This window comes from Streptomyces sp. NPDC059874 (genome assembly GCF_042731135.1).
GTDB lineage: Bacteria > Actinomycetota > Actinomycetes > Streptomycetales > Streptomycetaceae > Streptomyces.
The window spans coordinates 1-21,479 of record NZ_JBHWJY010000102.1; the positions used below are offsets into that span (position 1 = coordinate 1).

22 protein-coding genes are annotated in these 21,479 nt (G+C 71.5%); 8 read left to right on the forward strand and 14 right to left on the reverse strand.

The window, feature by feature from the left end; all coding sequences use genetic code 11:
* Positions 1 to 30: 30 nt before the first annotated feature.
* Together tuf and ACFV9H_RS36520 are read right to left on the reverse strand one after the other, a co-directional pair.
* Positions 31 to 1,212: an elongation factor Tu gene (gene tuf / locus ACFV9H_RS36515; RefSeq protein ID WP_385407232.1), complete on the reverse strand. Its 1,182-nt coding sequence runs from the start codon at positions 1,210 to 1,212 to the stop codon at positions 31 to 33.
* Between the two features lie 299 nt (positions 1,213 to 1,511).
* Positions 1,512 to 2,228: a DNA alkylation repair protein gene (locus ACFV9H_RS36520; protein ID WP_385407234.1), complete on the reverse strand. Its 717-nt coding sequence runs from the start codon at positions 2,226 to 2,228 to the stop codon at positions 1,512 to 1,514.
* A 49-nt stretch (positions 2,229 to 2,277) separates the two neighbouring features.
* Here ACFV9H_RS36520 and ACFV9H_RS36525 point away from each other — a divergent pair, with 49 nt between their 5' ends.
* The 5 genes from ACFV9H_RS36525 to lnt all read left to right on the forward strand — a co-directional run bounded on the left by ACFV9H_RS36525 (position 2,278) and on the right by lnt (position 6,370).
* Positions 2,278 to 3,006 (forward strand): TVP38/TMEM64 family protein, encoded by a 729-nt coding sequence (locus ACFV9H_RS36525; protein WP_385407236.1) that lies wholly within the window; start codon positions 2,278 to 2,280, stop codon positions 3,004 to 3,006.
* Positions 3,007 to 3,054: 48 nt separating this feature from the next.
* A complete protein-coding gene (locus ACFV9H_RS36530) occupies positions 3,055 to 3,933 on the forward strand; it encodes an undecaprenyl-diphosphate phosphatase (RefSeq protein ID WP_385407238.1) in 879 nt (292 codons plus the stop codon).
* Positions 3,934 to 4,069: 136 nt separating this feature from the next.
* Positions 4,070 to 4,246 (forward strand): hypothetical protein, encoded by a 177-nt coding sequence (locus tag ACFV9H_RS36535; protein WP_385407240.1) that lies wholly within the window; start codon positions 4,070 to 4,072, stop codon positions 4,244 to 4,246.
* 69 nt (positions 4,247 to 4,315) lie between these two features.
* Positions 4,316 to 4,783, forward strand: coding sequence for a nuclear transport factor 2 family protein (locus ACFV9H_RS36540; RefSeq protein ID WP_385407242.1), 468 nt, complete (start codon positions 4,316 to 4,318; stop codon positions 4,781 to 4,783).
* Between the two features lie 27 nt (positions 4,784 to 4,810).
* Positions 4,811 to 6,370, forward strand: coding sequence for an apolipoprotein N-acyltransferase (lnt, locus tag ACFV9H_RS36545; protein ID WP_385407245.1), 1,560 nt, complete (start codon positions 4,811 to 4,813; stop codon positions 6,368 to 6,370).
* Here lnt and ACFV9H_RS36550 read toward each other — a convergent pair.
* On the reverse strand, positions 6,315 to 7,220 hold the full coding sequence (locus ACFV9H_RS36550) for a Gfo/Idh/MocA family protein (RefSeq protein ID WP_385407247.1): 906 nt from the start codon (positions 7,218 to 7,220) through the stop codon (positions 6,315 to 6,317). The genes lnt and ACFV9H_RS36550 overlap by 56 nt on opposite strands.
* A 93-nt stretch (positions 7,221 to 7,313) precedes the next feature.
* Here ACFV9H_RS36550 and ACFV9H_RS36555 point away from each other — a divergent pair, with 93 nt between their 5' ends.
* Together ACFV9H_RS36555 and ACFV9H_RS36560 are read left to right on the forward strand one after the other, a co-directional pair.
* Entirely contained in the window at positions 7,314 to 7,835 is a 522-nt protein-coding gene (locus ACFV9H_RS36555) for a DinB family protein (protein WP_385407250.1), read from the forward strand.
* 184 nt (positions 7,836 to 8,019) lie between these two features.
* A complete protein-coding gene (locus tag ACFV9H_RS36560; RefSeq protein WP_385407252.1) occupies positions 8,020 to 8,442 on the forward strand; it encodes a hypothetical protein in 423 nt (140 codons plus the stop codon).
* A gap of 25 nt (positions 8,443 to 8,467) precedes the next feature.
* Here the strand turns inward: ACFV9H_RS36560 and ACFV9H_RS36565 are convergent, their stop codons facing one another.
* The 10 genes from ACFV9H_RS36565 to ACFV9H_RS36610 all read right to left on the reverse strand — a co-directional run bounded on the left by ACFV9H_RS36565 (position 8,468) and on the right by ACFV9H_RS36610 (position 19,942).
* On the reverse strand, positions 8,468 to 8,965 hold the full coding sequence (locus ACFV9H_RS36565) for a hypothetical protein (protein WP_385407291.1): 498 nt from the start codon (positions 8,963 to 8,965) through the stop codon (positions 8,468 to 8,470).
* A 95-nt stretch (positions 8,966 to 9,060) separates the two neighbouring features.
* A complete protein-coding gene (locus ACFV9H_RS36570) occupies positions 9,061 to 9,729 on the reverse strand; it encodes a uracil-DNA glycosylase (RefSeq protein ID WP_385407294.1) in 669 nt (222 codons plus the stop codon).
* A gap of 111 nt (positions 9,730 to 9,840) precedes the next feature.
* On the reverse strand, positions 9,841 to 11,424 hold the full coding sequence (locus tag ACFV9H_RS36575; RefSeq protein ID WP_385407255.1) for an ABC transporter substrate-binding protein: 1,584 nt from the start codon (positions 11,422 to 11,424) through the stop codon (positions 9,841 to 9,843).
* Between the two features lie 152 nt (positions 11,425 to 11,576).
* Positions 11,577 to 12,338 carry an SDR family oxidoreductase gene (locus ACFV9H_RS36580; protein WP_329388144.1) on the reverse strand — a complete coding sequence of 254 codons (762 nt, stop codon included), beginning with the start codon at positions 12,336 to 12,338 and terminating at the stop codon, positions 11,577 to 11,579.
* Positions 12,339 to 12,367: 29 nt separating this feature from the next.
* Entirely contained in the window at positions 12,368 to 13,129 is a 762-nt protein-coding gene (gene fabG, locus ACFV9H_RS36585) for a 3-oxoacyl-ACP reductase FabG (protein WP_385407258.1), read from the reverse strand.
* 196 nt (positions 13,130 to 13,325) lie between these two features.
* A complete protein-coding gene (locus tag ACFV9H_RS36590) occupies positions 13,326 to 13,709 on the reverse strand; it encodes a DUF3037 domain-containing protein (protein WP_385407259.1) in 384 nt (127 codons plus the stop codon).
* Entirely contained in the window at positions 13,706 to 14,551 is an 846-nt protein-coding gene (locus tag ACFV9H_RS36595; RefSeq protein ID WP_385407261.1) for a HipA family kinase, read from the reverse strand. The genes ACFV9H_RS36590 and ACFV9H_RS36595 overlap by 4 nt, the downstream gene beginning before the upstream one ends.
* A gap of 66 nt (positions 14,552 to 14,617) precedes the next feature.
* On the reverse strand, positions 14,618 to 17,842 hold the full coding sequence (locus ACFV9H_RS36600; RefSeq protein ID WP_385407264.1) for a hypothetical protein: 3,225 nt from the start codon (positions 17,840 to 17,842) through the stop codon (positions 14,618 to 14,620).
* Positions 17,842 to 18,945, reverse strand: coding sequence for an exonuclease SbcCD subunit D (locus ACFV9H_RS36605; protein ID WP_385407266.1), 1,104 nt, complete (start codon positions 18,943 to 18,945; stop codon positions 17,842 to 17,844). Before ACFV9H_RS36605 ends, ACFV9H_RS36600 begins: the two co-directional genes overlap by 1 nt.
* Positions 18,946 to 19,327: 382 nt before the next feature.
* Complete coding sequence (locus ACFV9H_RS36610; protein ID WP_385407269.1) at positions 19,328 to 19,942, reverse strand: cysteine hydrolase; 615 nt, start codon at positions 19,940 to 19,942, stop codon at positions 19,328 to 19,330.
* A gap of 76 nt (positions 19,943 to 20,018) precedes the next feature.
* Between ACFV9H_RS36610 and ACFV9H_RS36615 the strand changes: the two genes are divergently transcribed.
* Positions 20,019 to 20,492, forward strand: a complete 474-nt coding sequence (locus ACFV9H_RS36615) for a pyridoxamine 5'-phosphate oxidase family protein (RefSeq protein ID WP_385407272.1) — start codon at positions 20,019 to 20,021, stop codon at positions 20,490 to 20,492.
* 19 nt (positions 20,493 to 20,511) lie between these two features.
* On the opposite strand, the gene ACFV9H_RS36620 is transcribed toward ACFV9H_RS36615, so the two are convergent.
* Positions 20,512 to 21,414, reverse strand: a complete 903-nt coding sequence (locus ACFV9H_RS36620; protein ID WP_385407273.1) for a LysR substrate-binding domain-containing protein — start codon at positions 21,412 to 21,414, stop codon at positions 20,512 to 20,514.
* Positions 21,415 to 21,479: the final 65 nt, after the last annotated feature.

The window sequence follows — 21,479 nt, forward strand, 5'->3', positions numbered from 1 at the left end:
GGGTCACACCGGCCCGGCCGACCGGGCGCGTCACCCGAGCACGGCCGTCACGGTGCCCGCGCCGACCGTCCGCCCGCCCTCGCGGATGGCGAAGCCGAGCCCCGACTCCAGCGGGACGTCCCGCCCGAGCTCGACGGTCATCGTGACCGTCTCCCCCGGCCGGGCCACGCCGGCCTCCCCCAGGTCCACGTCCCCCACCACGTCGGCGGTGCGGATGTAGAACTGCGGCCGGTAGCCGGTTGCCACCGGCGTCGTACGGCCTCCCTCGCGCCCAGAGAGCACGTACACCTGCGCGGTGAACCGGCGCTTGGGCGTCACGCTGCCCGGAGCGGCCACCACGTGCCCACGGCGCACCCCGTCGCGCGGCACCCCGCGCAGCAGCAGCGCCACGTTGTCCCCGGCCTCGGCGGACTCCATCGGCTTGCCGAAGGTCTCCAGGCCGGTGACGACCGTCTCGAGCGGCTCGCCGTCGCCGCCCAGGACGGCGACGCGGTCGCCGAGGCGCACGCTGCCGCGCTCGACGGCGCCGGTCACGACCGTCCCGCGCCCGGTGATCGTCAGCACGTTCTCCACCGGCAGCAGGAAGGGGGCCCGCGTGTACCGCACCGGCGTCGGCACGTACGTGTCCACCGCGTCCAGCAGCGCCTCGATCGCCCCGGTCCACCGCGGGTCGCCCTCCAGCGCCCCGAGCCCGGAGACCCGTACGACCGGTGTGCCGTCACCGCCGTAGCCGTGCGCGGTGAGCAGCTCGCGGACCTCCAGCTCGACCAGGTCGGTCAGCTCGGGGTCCCCGGCGTCGGCCTTGTTGAGCGCCACCACGATGTGGTCGACGCCGACCTGCCGGGCGAGGAGCACGTGCTCGGCGGTCTGCGGCATGACCCCGTCGAGCGCGGAGACGACGAGGATCGCCCCGTCGAGTTGGGCGGCGCCCGTCACCATGTTCTTGATGTAGTCGGCGTGCCCGGGCATGTCCACGTGGGCGTAGTGGCGGGTGTCGGTCTCGTACTCGACGTGCGTGAGGTTGATGGTGATCCCGCGCCGGGCCTCCTCGGGGGCCCGGTCGATGCGGTCGAAGGGCACGAAGGAGGCACCCCCGCGCTCGGCGAGGACCTTGGTGATGGCGGCGGTGAGGGTGGTCTTGCCGTGGTCGACGTGACCCATGGTGCCGATGTTGAGGTGCGGCTTGGTCCGCACGAAGGCCGTCTTGGCCATGATGATCTTCCCGTGCTAGAAGCTGGAACGGGACCCCTGAACCGAGCCGACCCTCCCCCTGCGGGGTCCGCCGGACGATCCGGGAAGGGTCAGCTTCGTGCGCCGTCGAATGCGGCGAAGGCCGCTGCGGCAAAGGCTGCTGCGGTGGGAACCGCTGCGCCGGAAGTGAATGCGGCAGCCTTCGGCGCGTCCGCGACTGCGGACGGCGCTGCGGGGAAGGCGTACCGGGACATGCCCCTGATCCTGCCGGACCGTGCCGGGCCCGTCGAACGAATTTCCCCGCGCGGATTTCCCCGCGCTCAGAGGTTCTTGAGGGCCTCGCGCACGGACAGCGGCGACAGGGAGCCGCGTTCGGCCTCGACGAAGGCGCGTACCGCCTCGGGGTCCGTCTTCGCGTACTCGCGCAGCGCCCAGCCGATGGCCTTGCGCAGGAAGAAGTCCGGGTGCCCGGACCGGAGCCGGCAGTAGCCGAAGAGCCGGTCGGCGTCGGTGGCGCCCTTGTAGCGGAGCTGGTGCAGGAGGGCGGTGCGGGCGAGCCAGAGGTCCTCGTCCTCGATCCACTCGTCCATGACGGCCGCCAGTGCCGGGTCGGCGGCCACGAGCGGGCCGACGGTGTGCGCGGCCAGCAGGTCCACGGTGTCCCACCAGGGGACGGTGACGAGCAGGTGACGCACGACGGGCAGGAAGTCGGAGGAGCAGCGGGCGACGTGGCGGCGCAGGTAGTCGACCGCGAAGTACTGGTACTCCCGCTCCGGGAGCCGCCAGCAGCGCAGCGCGAGCGCCGCGCAGTCGGACTCCGACGGCCGGGGAGTGTCCTTGGTCACCGTCCCGGACAGTTCGCGGCGCAGTGGGGTGGGGATGCCGAGGAAGGGCGCGACGTCCTTCATGTACGCGGCCATGGCCTCGGCCCGCACGGGGTCGGCGGCCTGCGCGTACGTGCCGGTCAGCCGCTCCAGGAGGGTGTCCGCGAGGGCGCTGCGGGGAACCCTCGGGGGTCGCCCGTCGTTCGACAGCATGAGGCCCAGATTACGGCGCGTATCCGCACAGGTCGGTTAGTCTCCCGGGATGTCCCTCCTCCTCGCGCCGTGGGCCCGGCTGTCGCTGCTCGTCGTGCTGCTCCTGGCGGCCGGCGTGTGCGTGCTGCTGTACGAGCCCCAGCGCCTGCTCTCGGAGGGCTGGCCGCCGGGGCTCCCGGTGGGCACGGCGGTGGTGCTGTTCGCGGCCGCGTACGGGGTGTGCACGGCGGCCTTCGTCCCTCGGCCCCTGCTCAACCTCGCCGCCGGAGCCGTCTTCGGCAGCCAGGCGGGCGTGGTCGCGGCGGTCGCCGGCACGGTCCTCGGCGCCGGGATCTCCTTCGGCCTCGGCAGGATGCTGGGCCAGGAGGCGCTGCGTCCGATGCTGCGCGGCCGCTGGCTCCAGGCCGCCGACGGCCAGCTCAGCCGGCACGGCTTCCGCTCGATGCTCGCCGTCCGACTGTTCCCCGGGCTCCCGTTCGTGGTGGCCAACTACTGCGCGGCGGTGTCCCGCTGCGGCTGGCTGCCCTTCCTCCTCGCCACGGCGGTCGGGGTCGTCCCCAACACCGCGGCGTACGTGATCGCGGGCGCGAGTGCCTCCTCCCCAGGCTCGCCCGCCTTCCTCGTCTCGTTCGGCTTCATCGTCGTCTCCGTGGTGGCCGGCGCAGTGGTGGCCTGGCGCAAGCGGCACCGCCTGGCACCGCCCCGAATCCACGAGGCGGCGTACGAGCTGACGCCCCAGCACCCCCCAGTGGTCACTGCCGCTCCGCACGGGCCCTAGCATCGGGGGCGAACTGCCCGACGATCACAAGGACGAGCGCACCCCGACATGAGCTGGTTCGAATCCCTAATCCTCGGTCTCGTCCAGGGGCTTACGGAGTTTCTCCCGATCTCCTCCAGCGCGCACCTGCGGCTGACCGCGGCGTTCGCCGGCTGGCACGACCCGGGAGCGGCCTTCACCGCCATCACGCAGATCGGCACCGAGGCCGCCGTGTTGATCTACTTCCGCAAGGACATCGCGCGGATCGTCTCCACCTGGGTCCGCTCGCTGTACACCAAGGCGCTGCGGTCCGAGCAGGACGCCAAGATGGGCTGGCTGGTGATCGTCGGCTCGCTTCCGATCGGTGTCCTGGGCCTCGCCTTCAAGGACCAGATCGAGGGTCCGTTCCGCGATCTGCGGCTGATCGCCACCACCCTGATCGTGATGGGCATCGTGCTCGGCGTCGCGGACCGGCTGGCCGCGCGTGACGAGGAGGGCGGCCGGCACCGCGCCATCCGCGAGCGCAAGACGCTCAAGGAGCTGGGCGTCAAGGACGGCCTGATCTTCGGTCTGTGCCAGGCGATGGCCCTGATCCCGGGCGTCTCGCGGTCCGGCGCCACGATCTCCGGCGGTCTGCTGCTGGGCTTCACCCGCGAGGCGGCGGCCCGTTACTCCTTCCTCCTCGCCATTCCGGCCGTGCTGGCCTCCGGCCTGTTCGAGATCAAGGACGTGATCGAGAACCCGGGCCACATCGCCTGGGGCCAGACGATCTTCGCGACGGTCCTGGCCTTCTTCGTCGGCTACGCCGTCATCGCGTGGTTCATGAAGTTCATCTCCAGCAAGAGCTTCATGCCCTTCGTGATCTACCGGATCGCGCTGGGCATCCTCCTCTTCATCCTGGTCGGCATGGGTGTGCTGAGCCCGCACGCCGGCGAGTCCGCCGGATAGTCATACCGGCGGGGGCTCAGCGGCGCCCCGCTCATCACCGCTTCGCGTGAACCGCAGGCCGTTCGGGAACGTTCCCGGGCGGCCTGCGCGTCGTTGTGCCTGGAGAGGGTCGAAGGCAAGCAGCAGGGGGTGTCCCATGGGTCGAGTGGTGCTGGAGCGGTTTCCGGCCGGAAGTCCGCGGGGGAGCTGGCCCGCCGAGGAGTACGCGGCGCAGCGGTTGCGGGAGGGGGTGCCGGCCGAGGTGGTGATGGACCTGGACAGCGACGCGTTCCTCGTCGTGGTCCGCCAGCGGGAGGCGCATTCCGGTCGCTGACCGGTCATCCGGAGATCCGGTCGGCGCACGCCCCTTGGACTCGCGGCCCCGCACCCCCACACTGTCCCGATGACTCAGCGTGTGGACCTCGCGACGGTGATGGACCGGCTGGCGATCGACGAGGTGGTCTCCGGGTACGCGGTGGCCGTCGACGACGGCGACTGGGAGGGGTACCGGGCCCTGTTCACCCCTGCCGGCCGGGCGGACTACAGCTCGGCGGGCGGGATGGAGGGCCCGGCCGGGGAGGTCGCGGACTGGCTCGCGGAGACCATGAAGCTCTTCCCCGTGCGCCAGCACCTCATCGTCAACCGGCTGATCCGGCTGGAGGACGTGGGCGGTTCGCCCGGCGACAGCGCCGAGGTGCGCGCGGACTTCCTCAATCCGATGCGGCTCGCCGGCAGTGAGTTCGACGGGACGGTGACCGCGCCCAATTTCGTCGCCGCCGGGCGCTACACCTTCGCGCTCGCCCGCACCTACGAGGGCTGGCGGCTGACCGGGGTGACCGTGCACGAGAAGTGGCGGCACATTTCGGCCTGACTGCCAGACTGGAAGCGGAGGCGCCCCATGGTCTCGATGCGGAACGGGTGGTCCCCACGGTGGTCCCCCGGGTGGCGCGCACCGGCCGCGGTCGGCGCCGGCGCGCTGCCCGCCCTCGCCTTCCCGGCCCCCGCGCTCTGGTGGTTCGCGTACGTCGCCCTCGTGCCGTGGATGCTGCTGCTGAGGTCCGCCCGAACCGGCCGGCGGGCGGCGCTGGAGGGCTGGCTCGGGGGCGCCGGCTTCATCGTGGCCGTCCATCACTGGCTGCTGCCCAGCCTGCACGTCTTCCTGGTGCCGATGGCCGCGCTGCTGGGCCTGCTCTGGATCCCGTGGGCGCTGCTGGTGCGAGATTTGCTGGGCGGACATCCCGCGGCGCGCCGCGCGGCCGCGGGACTGGTCCTCGTACCGGCGGGGTGGCTGCTGTCGGAGCTGGCCCGGTCCTGGCAGGGGCTGGGCGGGCCGTGGGGGCTGCTGGGGGCGAGCCAGTGGCAGGTGCCGCCCGCGCTGCGGCTGGCCTCGGTGGGCGGGGTGTGGCTGGTGAGCCTGCTGGTGGTTGCGGTGAACTGCGCGCTGGTGCTGCTGGTGGCGGCGCCGGGGGCGCGGCTCCCCGCGGTGGCCGGGGTGACGGGGTGCGCGGTGCTGACCGGGGTGGTGTGGCTGTGGGCGGAGCGGCCCGAGGTCTCGGGCAGGCTGCGCGTGGCCGTCGTACAGCCCGGCCTGATAGCGGACGGCCCCGACAGTGCCGAGCGGCGGTTCGCGGCCGGGGAGCGGCTCACGCGGACGCTGGCCGGGCTCGGTCCCGACCTGGTGGTGTGGGGTGAGAGCAGTGTCGGCGCGGACCTGGCGGCCCGGCCCGACCTGGCCCGGCGGCTCACCGCGCTGTCGGCCCGGATCGGGGCTCCGCTGCTGGTCAACGTGGACGCGCGCGGGCCGGACCGGCCGGGCATCTACAAGTCCTCGGTGCTCATAGGCCCCGAGGGACCCACGGGCGACCGCTACGACAAGATGCGGCTGGTCCCCTTCGGGGAGTACGTGCCCGCCCGATCCTTGCTCGGCTGGGCGACCTCGGTGGGCCGGGCCGCCGGCGAGGACCGCATGCGCGGCGTGGCCCCCGCGGTCATGAACCTGCCCGGCGGTGTCCGCCTCGGGCCGCTGGTGTGCTTCGAGTCGGCGTTCCCCGACATGAGCCGGCGCCTCACCCGCGACGGGGCGTCCCTGCTCGTCGCCCAGTCGGCGACCTCCACCTTCCAGGACAGCTGGGCTCCGGCCCAGCACGCTTCGCTCGCCGCACTGCGCGCCGCGGAGGACGGCCGCCCGATGGTGCACGCCACCCTCACGGGCGTCAGCGTGGTGCATGGCCCCTCGGGCGAGCCGATCGGCCCGGCACTGCCCACCTCCGCGAGTACGGCGGCGGTGTACGAGGTCCCGCTGGCCACCGGCACCACCCTGTACGTCCGCTTCGGGGACTGGCCGGTGGGCGCGGCCCTGGCCGTCCTCGTGGCGTACTGCGCGGCGCGGGGCGCCCGTTCGCTCAGAAGGCCTGCTCCAGAGCCGAGTCCACCACCCGCTCGCACAGCTCGTGGGTGAGCAGCGCGTCCCGGGCGCTGAGGGTCTTGCCGGCCGCCACGGCCTCCAGGAAGTGGTCCACGACCTGCTCGATGCCGCGCTGGCGGGCGACGGACACCCAGTCCCCGCGGCGCCGGACGGTCGGCTGCCCCTTGTGGTCGATGACCTCCGCGAGGTTGACGACCTGCCGCTTGGTGTCCTGCCCGGACACCTCCAGGATCTCCTCGGTGGAACCGGAGAGCCGGTTCATGATCCCGAGCGCGGTGAAACCGGCGCCGGACATCTGGAGCACCACCTGGTGCATCAGCCCCTCGCGCACCACGGCCCGCACGTCGATGTGGTCGGCCTCGCCGGGCAGCAGGAAGCGCAGGGTGTCGACGACGTGGATGAAGTCGTCCAGGACCAGGGTGCGCGGGTCCTCGGGCAGCCCGACGCGGTTCTTCTGCATGACGATCAGCTCGCGCGGGTGGTCCGCGCACTGCGCGTACCCGGGCGCGTGGCGGCGGTTGAATCCGACGGCGAGCGAGACCCCGTGCTCCTCGGCCAGCTCCACCAACCGCCGCGATTCCGCGAGCTCGTATGCGAGCGGCTTGTCCACGTACGTCGGTACGCCGGCCTCCAGCAGACGCCCGACGATCTCGGGGTGGGCGGCGGTCGAGGCGTGCACGAAGGCGGCGTCGAGGCCCTCTGCGAGCAGCGCGTCGAGCCCGGTGTGCCGGCGCTCGGCCGGGACGCGGTGGATCTCGCCGACCCGCTCCAGGGTCGCGGGGGTGCGCGTCTGCAGGTGCAGTTCGATCCCCGGCCGGGTGGTGAGCACGGGCAGGTACGCCTTCTGCGCGATGTCGCCGAGTCCGATGCAGCCGACCTTCACCGGGCGCCTCCTGGTGTGTTTCCGGTATGTCCTGGTGGGATGCCGGCAGCTTAATCCCTGGTGACAGGGGCTCCCTTCGACCAGGATGTGGACATGACCATTGATGGAAGCCACCGCCCCGAACCCGCCACCGACGCCAACGAGAGGGAGATGCTCGACGGTTGGCTCGACTACCACCGCGCCACCCTGGCCTGGAAGTGCGCGGGCCTGACGGACGGGCAGCTGCGCCTCACCCCGCTCAAGCCCTCGGAACTGAGCCTGTTGGGCCTCGTGCGCCACATGGCGGAGGTGGAGCGGTACTGGTTCCGGGAGATCATGCTGGGCGAGGACCTCCCCGACCTGTACTCCACCCCCGACAACGTGGACGGCGACTTCCACTTCACCGACCGGGACACCTGGGCCGAGTCCGAGCAGGTCTGGCAGACCGAGATCGAGCTCGCGCGGCAGGCCGCGGCGGGCCGCTCGCTCGACCTGAAGTCGGATCCCGCGAGCCATCGGCGCGGCGAGGCCTTCAGCCTGCGCTGGGTCTACACCCACATGATCGAGGAGTACGCGCGCCACAACGGTCACGCCGACCTGCTGCGCGAGCACATCGACGGCGCGACCGGCGAGTAGGGGCCGGACACCCCACGATCCGTCACCCGTGCGGGGTGAATATGGCCTTCGGGTTTCACAACGCGGTCCTCGCGCCGCCAGAGTTGCGCGAGTGCATCCAACCCGAACCACGACAACGCTGCTGCTCGGAGTCGCCTGTGCCGTTTCGGCCGTCTCCGGCTGTGTGAATGTGAGCCCCGGGCCCGTGACGCCGGCCACCGGCCCCTCCTCGGGGCCGGCGCCGCGGCACGAGCCGCGCGGCGGGCCCGGAGCCTCCCCGGTGGTCGTCCAGGCGCCCGCGCTGGAGGCGCTGAAGGCGGCTCCCGAGCGGTCCGAGCCGCCCGCGGCCTCCGTCCCCGCCACCGCCCCGCAGGCGCCGCGGCGGACCGTACAGGCCCCGCCGCCGGTCCCCGACATTCCGGAGCCGCGCAAGCCCGCCGAGGCCGCCCCCGAGCAGGCGGGCGGCGGCCGTACGCACCCCTCGCGGCCCGACGCGAAGGTGGAGCGCGAGCTGATGCGGGAGCTGCCGGTACGACCGGCGGACGTGTGCGCACTGGGGCGCCGGCACGGCCGCTGGCACGAGGACAGCCCGGAGGCCCGTATCTGCGCGGGCGTCCACGGCGACTGACGGCCGCACGCGGCCGCCGACGGGCCTAAGGGGACTGCTCGGGGAACGGCCGGGGTCCCGGTCCGGTCCCCGGTTCCGCGGCCAGGCGCCGCTCCAGCCGGGCGATGGCGGCCCGTACGCCGTTCCCGTACCCGTCGTCGGCCAGCGCGGCGGCGGCCGCCCGGGCCCGGGCCAGGTGGACCTTGGCCGCCTCCGGACGCCGCAGTTTCACGTAGTCGTCGGCGAGGCTCAGGTGCAGGGACGGGTAGAACCCGCGGGGAACCAGCGGCCCGTCCCCCAGCGCCTCGGCGGCGGACAGGGCCCTGAGGTCCCAGGCCAGCTCGTCGGCGGGATCGTCCTGGGCGTCGGCCATGTAGTGGGCGAGGGTGCACCGGTGCAGGGAGTCGCCCTCCTCGCCGAGCTCGGACCAGATGTCGCCGAGCCGGTTGCGGGCCTCCTCGCGGTCCCCGGCGTGCAGCAGGATGACCGCCTGGCCGATCCTGGTCATGAGGGCGTCCTCCGACGCCTCCTGCTGCTCCGTCAACGCGGCCTCCGGCTTGCTCTGCCAGACCTGCTCCGGTCTGATCATCAAAAAGCTAGCCGGAGGCACCGGCAATGGCGCCGAGGCGCGGTGTGGCGTCAGCCGAGGTCCGGGATCCGCCAGTCGATCGGCTCATGCCCCTGGGCCGCGATGGCCTCGTTGATCTGCGTGAAGGGCCGGGAGCCGAAGAACTTCTTGGCCGACAGGGGGGAGGGGTGGGCGCCCTTGACGACCACGTGCCGCTCCTCGTCGATCAGCGGGATCTTCTTCTGGGCGTAGGCGCCCCACAGCACGAAGACGGCCGGGTCGGAGCGGTCGGACACCGCGCGGATCACCGCGTCGGTGAACTTCTCCCAGCCCTTGCCCTTGTGCGAGTTCGGCTCGGCCTCGCGGACGGTGAGCACCGCGTTGAGCAGCAGGACGCCCTGCTCGGCCCACGGCATCAGGTACCCGTTGTCGGGGACGGGGAGGCCGAGCTCCTCCTTCATCTCCTTGTAGATGTTGCGCAGCGAGGGCGGGGTCTTCACGCCGGGCTGCACGGAGAAGCACAGGCCGTGGCCCTGGCCGGCACCGTGGTAGGGGTCCTGGCCGAGGACCAGCACCTTCACCCGGTCGAAGGGAGTGGCCTCCAGGGCCGCGAGGACCTGCTCGCGGGGCGGGTAGACCGGCCCGTTCGCCCGCTCCTTCTCGACGAACTCGGTGAGCTCTTTGAAGTAGGGCTGGTCCAGCTCCCCGCCGAGGACGGGAAGCCAGGACTCGGGCAGCATCTGGGTCACGGCACAACCTCCGGTACAAGTTCTTGCGACTGATCAAGAACCTACCGGGAGCCACTGACAACGCGTCGGCCGCCCGTCCCGGCGGCCGACGCCCGCACCCCGCTACCAGCTGGTCTTGCGGTAGAACTCCCACATCTGCATGACGGTCTGCGGGTCGAGGGCCCGCTCGGCGCCCGCGATGTCCTCGCGCGCGGCGACGTACAGCTTGCCCTGCCACAGGGGCAGCAGCCGAACGTCCTCGGCGAAGATCTGCTGCGCCCGCTCGAAGGCCTGGCCGCCGGCGGAGCGGTCGCCCTCGCGGCGGGACCTGGGCAGCAGGTCGTTCATGATCTCGTTGGGCTCGTACGGGGTGCCGACCGCGTTCTCCTTGCCGACGAACGGCGCGATGAAGTTGTCCGGGTCCGGGAAGTCGGGGAACCAGCCGCGACCGAAGACCGGGTACTCCTGGCCCTTGTAACCGGCCTGGAAGGCCTTCCAGGGCGCGCTGCGCAGGTTGATCTTGAAGAGCTGGCTGTCGTCCAGCTGGCGCTTGAGCTCGGTGAACTCCTCCGCGGTGGAGGCGCCGTACCGGTCGGTGGTGTACCAGAAGGTCAATTCGACGGGCTGGTTGATCCCGGCGTCCCTGAGGATCTTCTTGGCGTTGGCGACGCTCGCCGGACCGTACTTGTCGTAGAAGGGCGTCTTGTGGCCCACGACCCCCTTGGGGACCATCGAGTACAGCGGCTCGGCGGTGCCCTGGTAGACCTTGGAGACGAGCGTGCCGCGGTCGATCACCTGGGCGATGGCCTGGCGGACCGGGAGCTTGGCGACCGACGGGTCCTTGGGGTTGAAGACCAGGTAGCGGATCTCGGAGCCGACGTTCTCGACGACCTGGACGCCCAGCCCGTGCGAGGCGGGGCTCTGGAGGTCCAGGACCTCCGTGGCCGACAGGCCTCGGTAGATCGCGTCGATCTCCTTGCCCTTGAGGGCGGCGATCATCTTCGGGGACTCCGCGAAGTAGCGGATGGTCACCGCGGAGTTGCGGCGCTTCGCGAAGCCGTTGTAGCTCTCGTTGCCGCTGAGGACGGCCTCGCCGGCCTCCTTGTACGAGTCGAGCACGTACGGCCCGGAGCCGACGACCTTGCCGTCCTCCCGCACCTTGTCCGCCGGGTACTCCTTGGGCGCGACCAGCGAGGCGGCGGGCGAACCGAGGACGAACGGGAAGGTGGCGTCCGGCGTGTTCAGGTGGAAGACGACCGTCAGCGCGTCCGGGGTCTCGATCTTGTCGAGCGAGCCGAAGAGGTCCTTGGGGCCGACCATGGAGCCGATGGTCTTGATCCGGTCCAGGGAGTGCTTGACGGCCTTGGCGTCGAGCGGCTCGCCGTTGGAGAACTTCAGACCCTTGCGCAGGGTGCAGCGGTACGACTCGTTCTTCGCGTCCGTGAACTCGCAGCTCTGGGCGGCGTCCGGCTGCGGCTTCGTGCTGCCCGTGGGGAAGGCCACCAGGGTCTGGTAGACGTTCCGGTACAGCTCCCAGGAGCCGTCCCACGCCGCGGCGGGATCGAGGGTGCTCGGGGCGCTCGTCGTGCCGACGACGATTCGCTTGGCATCGTCGCCCTTGTCGTCCGAAAGCAGGCCGCATCCGGCGAGCAGGGATATGGACGCAAGGGCCGCAGTGATCTGCAGGCATCTGGTCCGGATGAACACGTGCACGCTCCTCGATCAGCCAGGGGTGCGGCAGACCCTACCGCAGTGCCCCACGAATCCAATGGGCAGGTTTCGTGGGGCAGATGACCGGTTCCGTGCGTATTCGTTACGCATTTACCTCCCCCAGGGAGGCAAATGCGTCCGACTATCGGTCAGTGCACTCCGGCATTCAGGAACATTCCCCCGTCAACGACCAGAGTTTGACCTGTGATCCATTCCGCTTGTGCAGATGTAAGAAAAGCCGCGGCCCCTCCGATGTCCTCCGGGACCCCGAGCCGCCCCAGCGGGTAGGCGGCCGCCGCCTCCTGCTCGCGGCCCTCGTAGAGCGCCTGCGCAAACTTGGTCTTGACCACCGCGGGCGCGATCGCGTTGACCCGGACCCCGGGCGCCATCTCGTGGGCGAGCTGGAGGGTCAGGTTGATCATCGCCGCCTTGCTCATCCCGTACGCCCCGATGAAGGGCGAGGCGGAGACGCCGGCGATGGAGGCGATGTTCACGATCGCCCCGCCGTTGTCCTTCTGCCAGGCGTGCCAGGTCCGCTGGGCGAAGCCGAGCGCCGAGATCACGTTGGTCTCGAAGACCTTGCGCGCGACCCCGAGGTCCAGGTCCGCGATCGGGCCGAAGACCGGATTGGTGCCGGCGTTGTTCACGAGGAAGTCGACGCGACCGAAGGCCTCCATCGTCCGCTCGACGGCGACGGCCTGGTGCTCCTCGTCGTGCGCCTTGCCCGCGACCCCGATCACCCGGTCGGCGCCGAGCCGCTCGACGGCCTCCTTGAGGGCCTCCTCGTTGCGACCCGTGATGCACAGCCGGTCGCCGCGGGCGACCAGTGCCTCGGCGACGCCGTAGCCGATGCCCCGGCTCGCGCCGGTGATCAGCGCGACCTTGCCGCTGTCCGTTCCTTCGTACGTCATGCCGTAAGCCCCTGCCTCTCGTAAGCCGGTCAGTTGAGCGGGCCGCCGGCCACGTACAGGACCTGGCCGGAAACGAACCCGGCGGCCTCGCCCGTGAAGAAGGCGATGGCGTTGGCGATGTCGTCCGGCGTGCCGACGCGCTGGACGGGGATCTGGGTGGCGGCGGCGGCCTTGAAGTCGTCGAAGCCCATGCCGACGCGGGCGGCGGTCTGGGCGGTCATCTCGGTGGCGATGAAGCCGGGGGCGACGGCGTTGGCGGTGACGCCGAACTTGCCGAGCTCGATGGCCAGGGTCTTGGTGAAGCCCTGCAGGCCGGCCTTGGCGGCGGAGTAGTTGGCCTGGCCGCGGTTGCCGAGGGCCGAGCTGCTGGAGAGGTTCACGATACGGCCGAACTTGGCCTCGACCATGTACTTCTGACAGGCCTTCGCCATCAGGAACGCGCCACGCAGGTGCACGTTCATGACCGTGTCCCAGTCGGTGTCGCTCATCTTGAAGAGCAGGTTGTCGCGCAGCACGCCCGCGTTGTTGACCAGGATGGTCGGAGCGCCGAGCTCGGCGGCGACGCGCTCGACGGCCGCCTCCACCTGCGCGCTGTCGGAGACGTCGCAGCCGACCGCCAGGGCCTTGCCGCCGGCCGCCGTGATGGCCTCGACGGTGTCCTTGCAGGCCGCCTCGTCGAGGTCGATCACGGCGACGGCCCGCCCCTCGGCGGCCAGGCGCACGGCGGTGGCGGCGCCGATGCCCCGGGCCGCCCCGGTCACGATCGCGACGCGCTGCTCGGTGGTGGACATGCTGGATCTCCTCGCCCTTGAGAGACGGCCGCCCAGAGGTGAGCAACCGCTTAGTAGCTTCAGCTGAGGAGACGCTAGGATCCCTGGCACCCGGTGTCAACGGCGGCAGATTCAGCCCCGCCGGCGATTGAGGCGCGGCGGCCCGGGGGCGGAGCCCCCGCAACGGCGCCGCACCGAACCACCGGCGGACCCCCGGTCAGCGGACCAACAGGTCCAGCAGCCGCTCGACCTCCACGGCGGGATCGGCCGTCAGGCCGGTGTGCACAGGGCCCGGCTGCACGACAGTGCTCCGCGGCGCGATCAGCCAGCGGAAGCGACGCCCCGCATCGTCACCGGCCGCCTGCCCCGCCGCGACGCCGCCACTGCACACGCCCTCGACCCCGCGCAGCGCCGCCCGCACCCCGGCCACATCGGCCCCGGGGTCCAGCGCGAGCAGCTTCGCCTCGTCGAGGTGGGTGCGCGCGGCGACGTACCCCCGCGCCCGGCAGTAGACGATCACGCCGGCGTTGAAACACTCTCCGCGTTCCATCCGGGGCACCACGCGCACCAGCGCGTACTCGAACACGTCCCGCTTGGTCACTCGCTGTCGCTCTTCTTCTTGGTCTTGTGGGGCCATTCCGGCAGGTGGTCGGTCAGCCAGCCCGGCGGCTTCGGCGGGGCCTTCACTTCGGCCTCCATCGAGATCCTCTCGTGGATCGTGGCCGCGCGCGGCAGCAGCACCTCCACATAGGCGCGGCGCAGCGCGTCCGTGGAGTCGAAGCCGGGCTCGTCGACGAGCCATTCGTCGGGCACGTCGGCCGCGACCTCGGTGAGCAGCTCCTCGGTCACCAGGGGCGCCAGCGCGGCCGCCGCGCTCGCGATGTCCGGGCCCACGGGGGCGAGTACGTGGTCGGAGGCGTTGTACGGCTTGGCGGCCGCGGCCGCGGCGGTGGGCCAGTTGTGGTGCCAGATCATGGTGGCGCCGTGGTCGATGAGCCAGACGTCCCCGTGCCAGACCAGCATGTTCGGGTTCCGCCAGGACCGGTCGACGTTGTTGATGAGGGCGTCGAACCAGACGACGCGCCCCGCCTCGACCGGATCCACCTGGTACGCGAGCGGGTCGAAGCCGATCGAACCGGGCAGGTAGTCCATGCCGAGGTTGAGCCCGCCGCTGGCCTTGAGCAGTTCCTGGACCTCCTGGTCGGGCTCGCCGAGCCCGATGACGGGGTCGAGCTGCATCTGCACCAGCCGCGGGACCCGCAGGCCCAGCCGCTGGGCGAGGCGCCCGCAGATGACCTCGGCGACCAGGGTCTTGCGGCCCTGGCCGGCGCCGGTGAACTTCATGACGTAGGTGCCAAGGTCGTCGGCCTCGACGATTCCTGGGAGCGAGCCACCCTCACGCAGGGGCGTGACATAGCGGGTTGCCGTGACTTCTGTCAACATTTTCACCAGGCTACATGGCCCATCGGCCTGGCTATCCAAAGCACCCCGGGTCCAGGGCCGGAGGGGTCATTGGCTGTGGACCGGTTGCAGGGTGATGACCCGATCTGCCGGGCCGGTGAGCGTGGTGTGGGCCCAGTCGGCGACGAGCCGTTCCTGGGCGAAGAGGATGACCTGCTGGTCGGCGGACAGTTCGTGCAGGAGCTCCAAGAGCCGGAGCGTGCGGTCGGCGTCCGACTGGACGGTCACGTCGTCCAGCAGGAGGGGGCAGCTCTCGTTCGGCGTGGTGAGGTGACGGGTGAGTGCGATCCGCAGGAGCAGGTAGACCTGTTCTGCGGTGCCGCGGGAGAGTCGCTCCGAGTGCCGCGGCATGCGCTGGTCGCCGAGGACCTGTACGCGCAGGTTCTCGGGGTCGACGATCGCGTCGAGGTAGCGGCCGCCGGTCACCCGTGGCAGCCACTGCCTGAGGCTCGCGGCCAAGACCGGGGCGATGCTGCGGTGAACACGGTCCTGCGCACCGCCGAGGAACCGCTGGGTGGCGGTGATGGTGCGGTCCAGTTGCTCGACGCGGCGCAGTTCCCGCTCGACGGTGGCCAGTTCCTCCTCGGCCGCCGCCACCGAGGGCAAGGTGCGGGCGCGGTCTTTGACCGCACCTTCGGCCGCTGCGGCCCGGTTGGCTGCCTCCGAGGCGGCGGTGCGGGCCTGGTCGAGGGCATGTCGTTCCTGGTCGAGCAGGACCCCGAGTCGACCATGGGCGAGATCCGGGATTCCCGCGTCCGCGGCGGCACTGACCAGCTCGGCCTCCGTTGCCTGGGCCTGGTCGCGGGCTGCGGTGGCGCTTGCTTCCATGCCCGCTCGCTCGTCCATCAAGTTGTCGACGGCAAGGGCGAGTTCGTCGACGGTAGTGCCGTCGAGCAGGGTCTGTAGCTCAGTCCAGTGGGATTGCTGCTGCTTCAGGGTGCGCAGCGCGGACGTCCGTTCGGTCTGCCACTGCGTCAGGGCGGCGACGATGCTTTCGGGCGAGGCGTCCGCGTCGGCAAGGGTCGTGATTTCGGCTGCCGTTGCGGCATCGAGCAGCATGGTCGATGCCGCCTCGCGCAGTTCTTCGGCTCGGGCCGCATCCTGTTCGCGCTGTCGGCGGCTTTCCAGCTGTCGACGCAGTGCGGGCGCCTCGCCTGCCGCGGTGGCTTGGTCGGCGCGGTTGCGGCAGTCCTGCCCGTAGGTGGTGAGCAGGTCCGCGACAGGGCGGCCAGGGTCCTTGGCTCCTCGTTCCGACAGTGCGGTACGCAGTCGGTGTTCGGCTTCGTCCACTGCCGAGCCGAGTCGCTCACATTGCCCGAGCCAGCGCGTCTCGTTCTGCGCTGCGGCTGCCGCCCGGTCGGCTTCGGCAGCCAGCGCCGACAGTTGTTCGACTGTGGTGGGCAGCCCCAGTTCCTCGCAGCGCGCGACGGCCTTCTCGCCGTCGGCTCTCACTGCCCCCACTGTGCGCGCGTGCTCCTCCTGGCGTACCTCGGCGACCGTGGCGGCGCGCTGCGCCTCGGTCAGTTCGGCGTCGAGCCGCCTTGTCTCGGCGTCGGCCTCGGCCACTCGGCGGGCTGCCGCTTCCCACTGCCGCTCGGCGGTGGCGGCGAGGTCCCGTCCCACTCCCAGCGCTACGACCCCGGCCACGCGCCGGAGCCTGGTCTGGGCCAGGGCTGCGAGGACGAGCAGCACCACTCCGACGGCGCAGCCGACTGTGCCGCCCACCGTCGCTCCTGTGGCGAGCAGCACCGCTCCCAGGGCCAGGGCCGGCGCTCCTGCGCCACCCATGGCGGTGCGCCGCCGCTTCGCTGAGGATGCCTCGGCCGTTGCCGCGGCGACGGCCTCCTGCTCCGCTGCTGCACGCCCGTGGGCGGCCGCACGGGCGGACTCGGCGTCGCGCAGATCACTCTGTGCCACCCGGCCCCGCTCCCAGGCCCGCTCCAACGCTTCGGTCTTCGCGTCCCGAATGTCTCGGGCCGCGTCCAGGTCCCCGTGGAGACCAGCCGGCGCCTCGGGCAACGGTACGGCCAGGACCTGGGCGAGCTCACGCAGCAGAACCGGCCCGGCCGCAACAGCCGCTGTCAGGGCGGCATCCGCATCCGGCGCCGCGGGCTTGCTCTTCAGGTGCTCCGCGAGCACCGCTTGCGCCGTCTCGTGCGCCAGCACGGCAGCCCGCACCTGTTCGTGGACCGTGAGGTCGCCCTCCGGCCGCGCCGGCAGTGCGGAGAGCGCCTCCTCCAGCTGCGCAGACGTCGTCCCGGTCAGCAACACCGGCTCCGGAGCCGCCTTCCATGCGCTGAGCGCCTCCGCGACCAGGCGCGCGGTGTTCTCCCCGACCGTGGTGTCGTCAGGGGCCCGGCCCTCCAGCAGCGCATCCAGGGCGCGGGCGCGCTCCAGGCGCCGCCGATCACGGTCGAGGTCGTCGGCCAAGGTCGCCAGACGGTCGGCGAGTCGGTCCGCCTTCTCGCGCTGTACGGCCACCCTTGAGGCGGCCGCGGTCAGCTCGTCCAGACGCGCGGCGCCCCGCTCAAGGACCTGAAGGTCCTCAGCCAAGCGTCGAGCCTCCTCCCGGTACTCCTGCTGCCGCGTGAACAGTTCCAGGTATTCGTCATGGAGCCGCTGGGCGCCGTCCAACTTCCTTTGGGCGATGGCGTGACGGTCTTTGGCACGCCGCAGTGGGCGTGTGCTGTTGCTGCGGTCCAGCCCCACATGTTCACGGTGGAACGCTGCCAGGCACTCCAGTGCCTGGGCCGCGGTGCTCTCGGTGCTCGCGTTCGCCGCGGCACGCTGCAGGTGTGTCTGCAGGTCGCCGGCCGAAGCGAGGACGGACAGCAGTTCGGCCTGAGTGACACTGGCGGTGGCGGCGAAGGACTTGCGGTCCAGCCCCAGCCAGCGTGACCCGTCCGGGGAGCCGTCGGACATCACCTCGGCCGAGACGTCGCGGCCCAGGTCCAGGTCGGTGGCGCGGCAGTCGACCAGGCCCGCGAGGTCGTGCCGCAGCCCGATCCGACGCCCGTCAGCCAGAGATATCGTGCACGAGACCTCCCATTCCGGGCTGTCCCACGGCCGGTGCAGGTCGGCGAAGCGCTGGTCATCCTTGCCCGGGCGACCCTTTCCCCGGCGGCGGCCGCAGAGGGCAGCCTGGACAGCAGCGTGCCAACTGGACTTCGCCGACTCGTTGTCACCACAGATGACGGTCATGCCGGGAGCGAACGACAGGCTCTCCTGGACCAAGGGCCCGAAGGCGTGCGCAGTAACCTCGACCATGCGCATCAGCGCACCTCCAGCTCTTCCGCGCGGCCGTCGAAGGCCCGCAGTCCCGTGATCAGAATCCGGCGACGCTCGTCCTCATCCAGGTCGGCGGCCGCGCGCACGCTCCTGACGAACTGTCCGCGCACGGTGGACTCCTCCGCCAGCGCGTCCAGGTCGTAGCCGGCGCGGACATCGCCGAGCCGGACCACCAGGGCATCCAGATGCCCGGCGACGGCCTCCAGACCTTCCGGCCGAACATCGATCTCGGGGGCGACCTCGCCGGCCAGCGTCACCCGAACCATGCCGCCCAAGTCGGCGACGGCCTCACGGACCCGGTCTCGGACCTGACCGGTATGAACGACCCCGCCCAGCGCGACCGTCACGTCGTGGACCTCGGTGCGCGCGACACGGTGCCGCACGCGCTCGACGGCACCGTCCGAGCGGACCGTGACCACGACGGCGCCGCGCTCCCCCGTCTCGCCGAACTCGAGTGGGTCGGGGTTGCCCGGATAGGTGTGGGTCTCGGCGTCCTTCGGCTGGTGGAAGTGGCCGAGCAAGGCGTGGTCGAGGCCCGCCTCGCGAATCTGGGCGGCCCGAAACGGTGCGTGCGGCGCCTTCCCCGCCCCCTGATAGGGAAGTTCGGACTGCTCGGAGCCGTGGAACAGCGCCAGATTGACGCCGCCTCGATCCACCCGGAACCCATCGAGGAAGCCATCCGTGTTCGCGGGCGCGCGGTGGGCGGCTCCCCACAGCGTCAAGCCGGCAGCGAGCTCGATCGGGGCCGGCCGGGCCTCGCTGAACACGTGCACGTTGTCCGGCCAGTCGACCTGCCGGTACAGGCTTCTCGGTCCGTACCAGTCGTGATTGCCCGGCGCGAGGAAGACCGGGCGCGGGTGGAGCTGACCGAACACCGAGCGCAGGAACGCCCCGGTGTCGGCGGCGAACCGGTCGTGCTCGTACAGGTCGCCGCCGCACAGCACCGCGTCCACGTCCTCCGCTTCCGCCAAGTCGCGGATGCGCTCGAGCGTCCCGCGCAGCGCCAGCCGCCTGGCACGGGCGAGTTCCGGTCCGGCCCAGCGGAAGGAGGTGTCCAGGTGAAGATCGGAGAAGAGCAGAAGTCTCACCGGGCCGCGCCCGACGGGTACGTGCCGGCCGCCGCGTATTGGCCAGTGGCTCCGGCGAGGCAGTCATCGACGGAACATCCATCAGCGGTCTGCTTGTTGAGCGCGAACATGGGCCCCCCATGGGCTTTCCTGCCGGTGCTCACGCCCTGCTTGGGAGCGGGGCACTGCGGGGGCAGCTGGGGGTGAGGCCGCTGCGGGTACTCGGACATGCGGGGTCCTTGCGAAAAGGATGATTTCCCCAGGTCATGCGGTGCGGCGCAATGCGGCAGGGGCGCCATCATGTTGACATACTCGCGTCAAAGTTGCACACGCATGTGGCAGACAGGCGATCACATCTGCGGGCGGTTCGAAACCACGCCCACGAGGCGGAGATCCAGTCGGGTCAGCTCGCCGGAGCCCACTGGTCGAGGAGCGCTTCGGCGGTGGTGATGGTCGCGACGAGTGCGAGGGAGTTGCGGATCACCTCGGCGGTGCAGGAGGCGGGCACCCCGGCGATCGCGTCGGACGGGACGACCACCTGGTAGCCGAGGTTCACGGCGTCGAACACGGTGTTCGGGATGGCGATGTTCGAGGAGACCCCGGTGACGACGAGGGTGCGGACGCCGAGGTTGCGCAGCAGCGCGTCGAGGTCGGTTCCGGCCATCGGGGAGAGGCCGTGCAGCCGGCGGACCACCAGGTCCTGTTCGGCCACGACGATGGGCGCGGCGACCTCCACGGCCCTGCTCCCGGTCAGCTGACGGACGGGCAGCCTGCCGGCGGCCCGGAACAGCCGCGCGTTGGCGTTCGCCCCGCGCCCGTCCGGCCGCCGCTCGGCGACGGCGTGCAGCACCTGTACGCCGGCCCCGCGCGCGGCGTCGGCCAACGCGGCCACCCGCTCCAGCATTCCGGAGTCGCGGGCCTCCTTGGCGAGCTCGGGCAGGGCGCTCTCCTCGCCGACGACCCCGTTCTGGCATTCGACGGTGAGCAGCGCGGTGGTGGCGGGATCGAGTTCCGGCATGGCTCCCCCTGGCGTGACGACCGAACAGCCCGCATGATTCCTGACACACAGTCAGATGTGAAGGGGTGCGGGACGGATGGACGAGGCACGCACGGCGACGGCACAGCGGCGGGGCCGCCGCATCATGATGAGCGACGCGGAGGTGGACGCCTTCCTGCGCGAACAGAAGACCTGCCGGGTGGCCACGGTCTCCCCGGACGGCCGCCCGCACGTGGGCGCCTTGTGGTTCGCGTGGGACGGCACCTCGCTGTGGCTCTACTCGATCACGCGCAGCCGGCGCTGGTCCGACCTGCGCAAGGACCCGCGGATCTCGGTGGTCGTGGACTCGGGCGAGGCGTACGACGAACTGCGCGGCGTGGAGCTTTCCGGCAGCGCCGTCTTCGTGGGCGAGGCCCCGCGCACGGGCGAGCCCTGCCCGGAACTGGCCGAGGCCGAGCGGATCTTCCCGGCCAAGAACTTCGGCCTCGACGAGATGCCGCACGACGGCCGACACGCCTGGATCCGCCTCACTCCCGAGTCGGTGGTCTCCTGGGACTTCCGCAAGCTCTAGGCCTGTCGGCCCAGGGTCGCTACCGGATGGCGGCGGCCGCCTCGCGCAGGGCGCCGACGGCGGCGCGGATGGAGGGCCGCCGGTCGGCGTCCGCGCGCCAGACCGCGTACACGTGGCGGCGTACGGTGTCGCAGACCGGCAGCAGCCGGACCCCCGACGGCACCGGGCCGCGGCCCAGCTTCGGCGCCACGCACACGCCGAGCCCGGCCTCCACGAAGGCGAGCTGGGTGTGGTGCTCCTCGGCGATGTGCGCGATGCGCGGCTCGATTCCCGTGCCGCGCAGGGTGAAGACCAGCCATTCGTGGCAGAACTGGCCCTCGTTCCAGGAGATCCAGTCGTCGTCGGCGAATTCGGCCAGGGAGATCTGGTCCCGGTCGGCGAGTCGGTGGCCGGCCGGGACGGCGATGTCGACGGAGTCGTCCAGCAGGTGGGTCCGGGTGAGTTCGGCGGGCACCGGCATGCGCTTGTTGTGCCAGTCGATGGCGAGGGCCAGGTCGAGGTCCCCGCGCACGACCGCCGCCATGCTGTCCTCCGGCTCCCGCTCGCGCACCAGGACCCTCAAGTCCGGATGCCCCTCGCGCAGGGCGGACAGGGCCTGGGGCAGCAGCCCGCGCATGGCGGTCGGGAAGGCGCCGATCCGCAGCTCGCCGACGGCGCAGCCCCGCTGGGCCTCGACATCGGCCTGGGCGAGCTCCACCTGGGAGATGATCCGCGCCGCGTGGTCGGCGAGCAGCCGCCCGGCGTCGGTCAGGCGGACTCCGCGGCCGTTCTTGGCCAGCAGCGGCTGGCCGATCTCCCGCTCCAGCTTGGCCATTTGCTGGGACACGGCGGAGGTGGTGACGTGGAGCCCGTCGGCCGCGCCGCTGACCGAACCGTGGCGGGCGAGGGCGTCGAGGGTGCGCAGGCGCTCCAGGTTCAACATGTAAGCGATGCTACGCCTTCCCTGCCAGTAAGTCTCGCTTGTCCTACGAAGTTGATACGCGCACA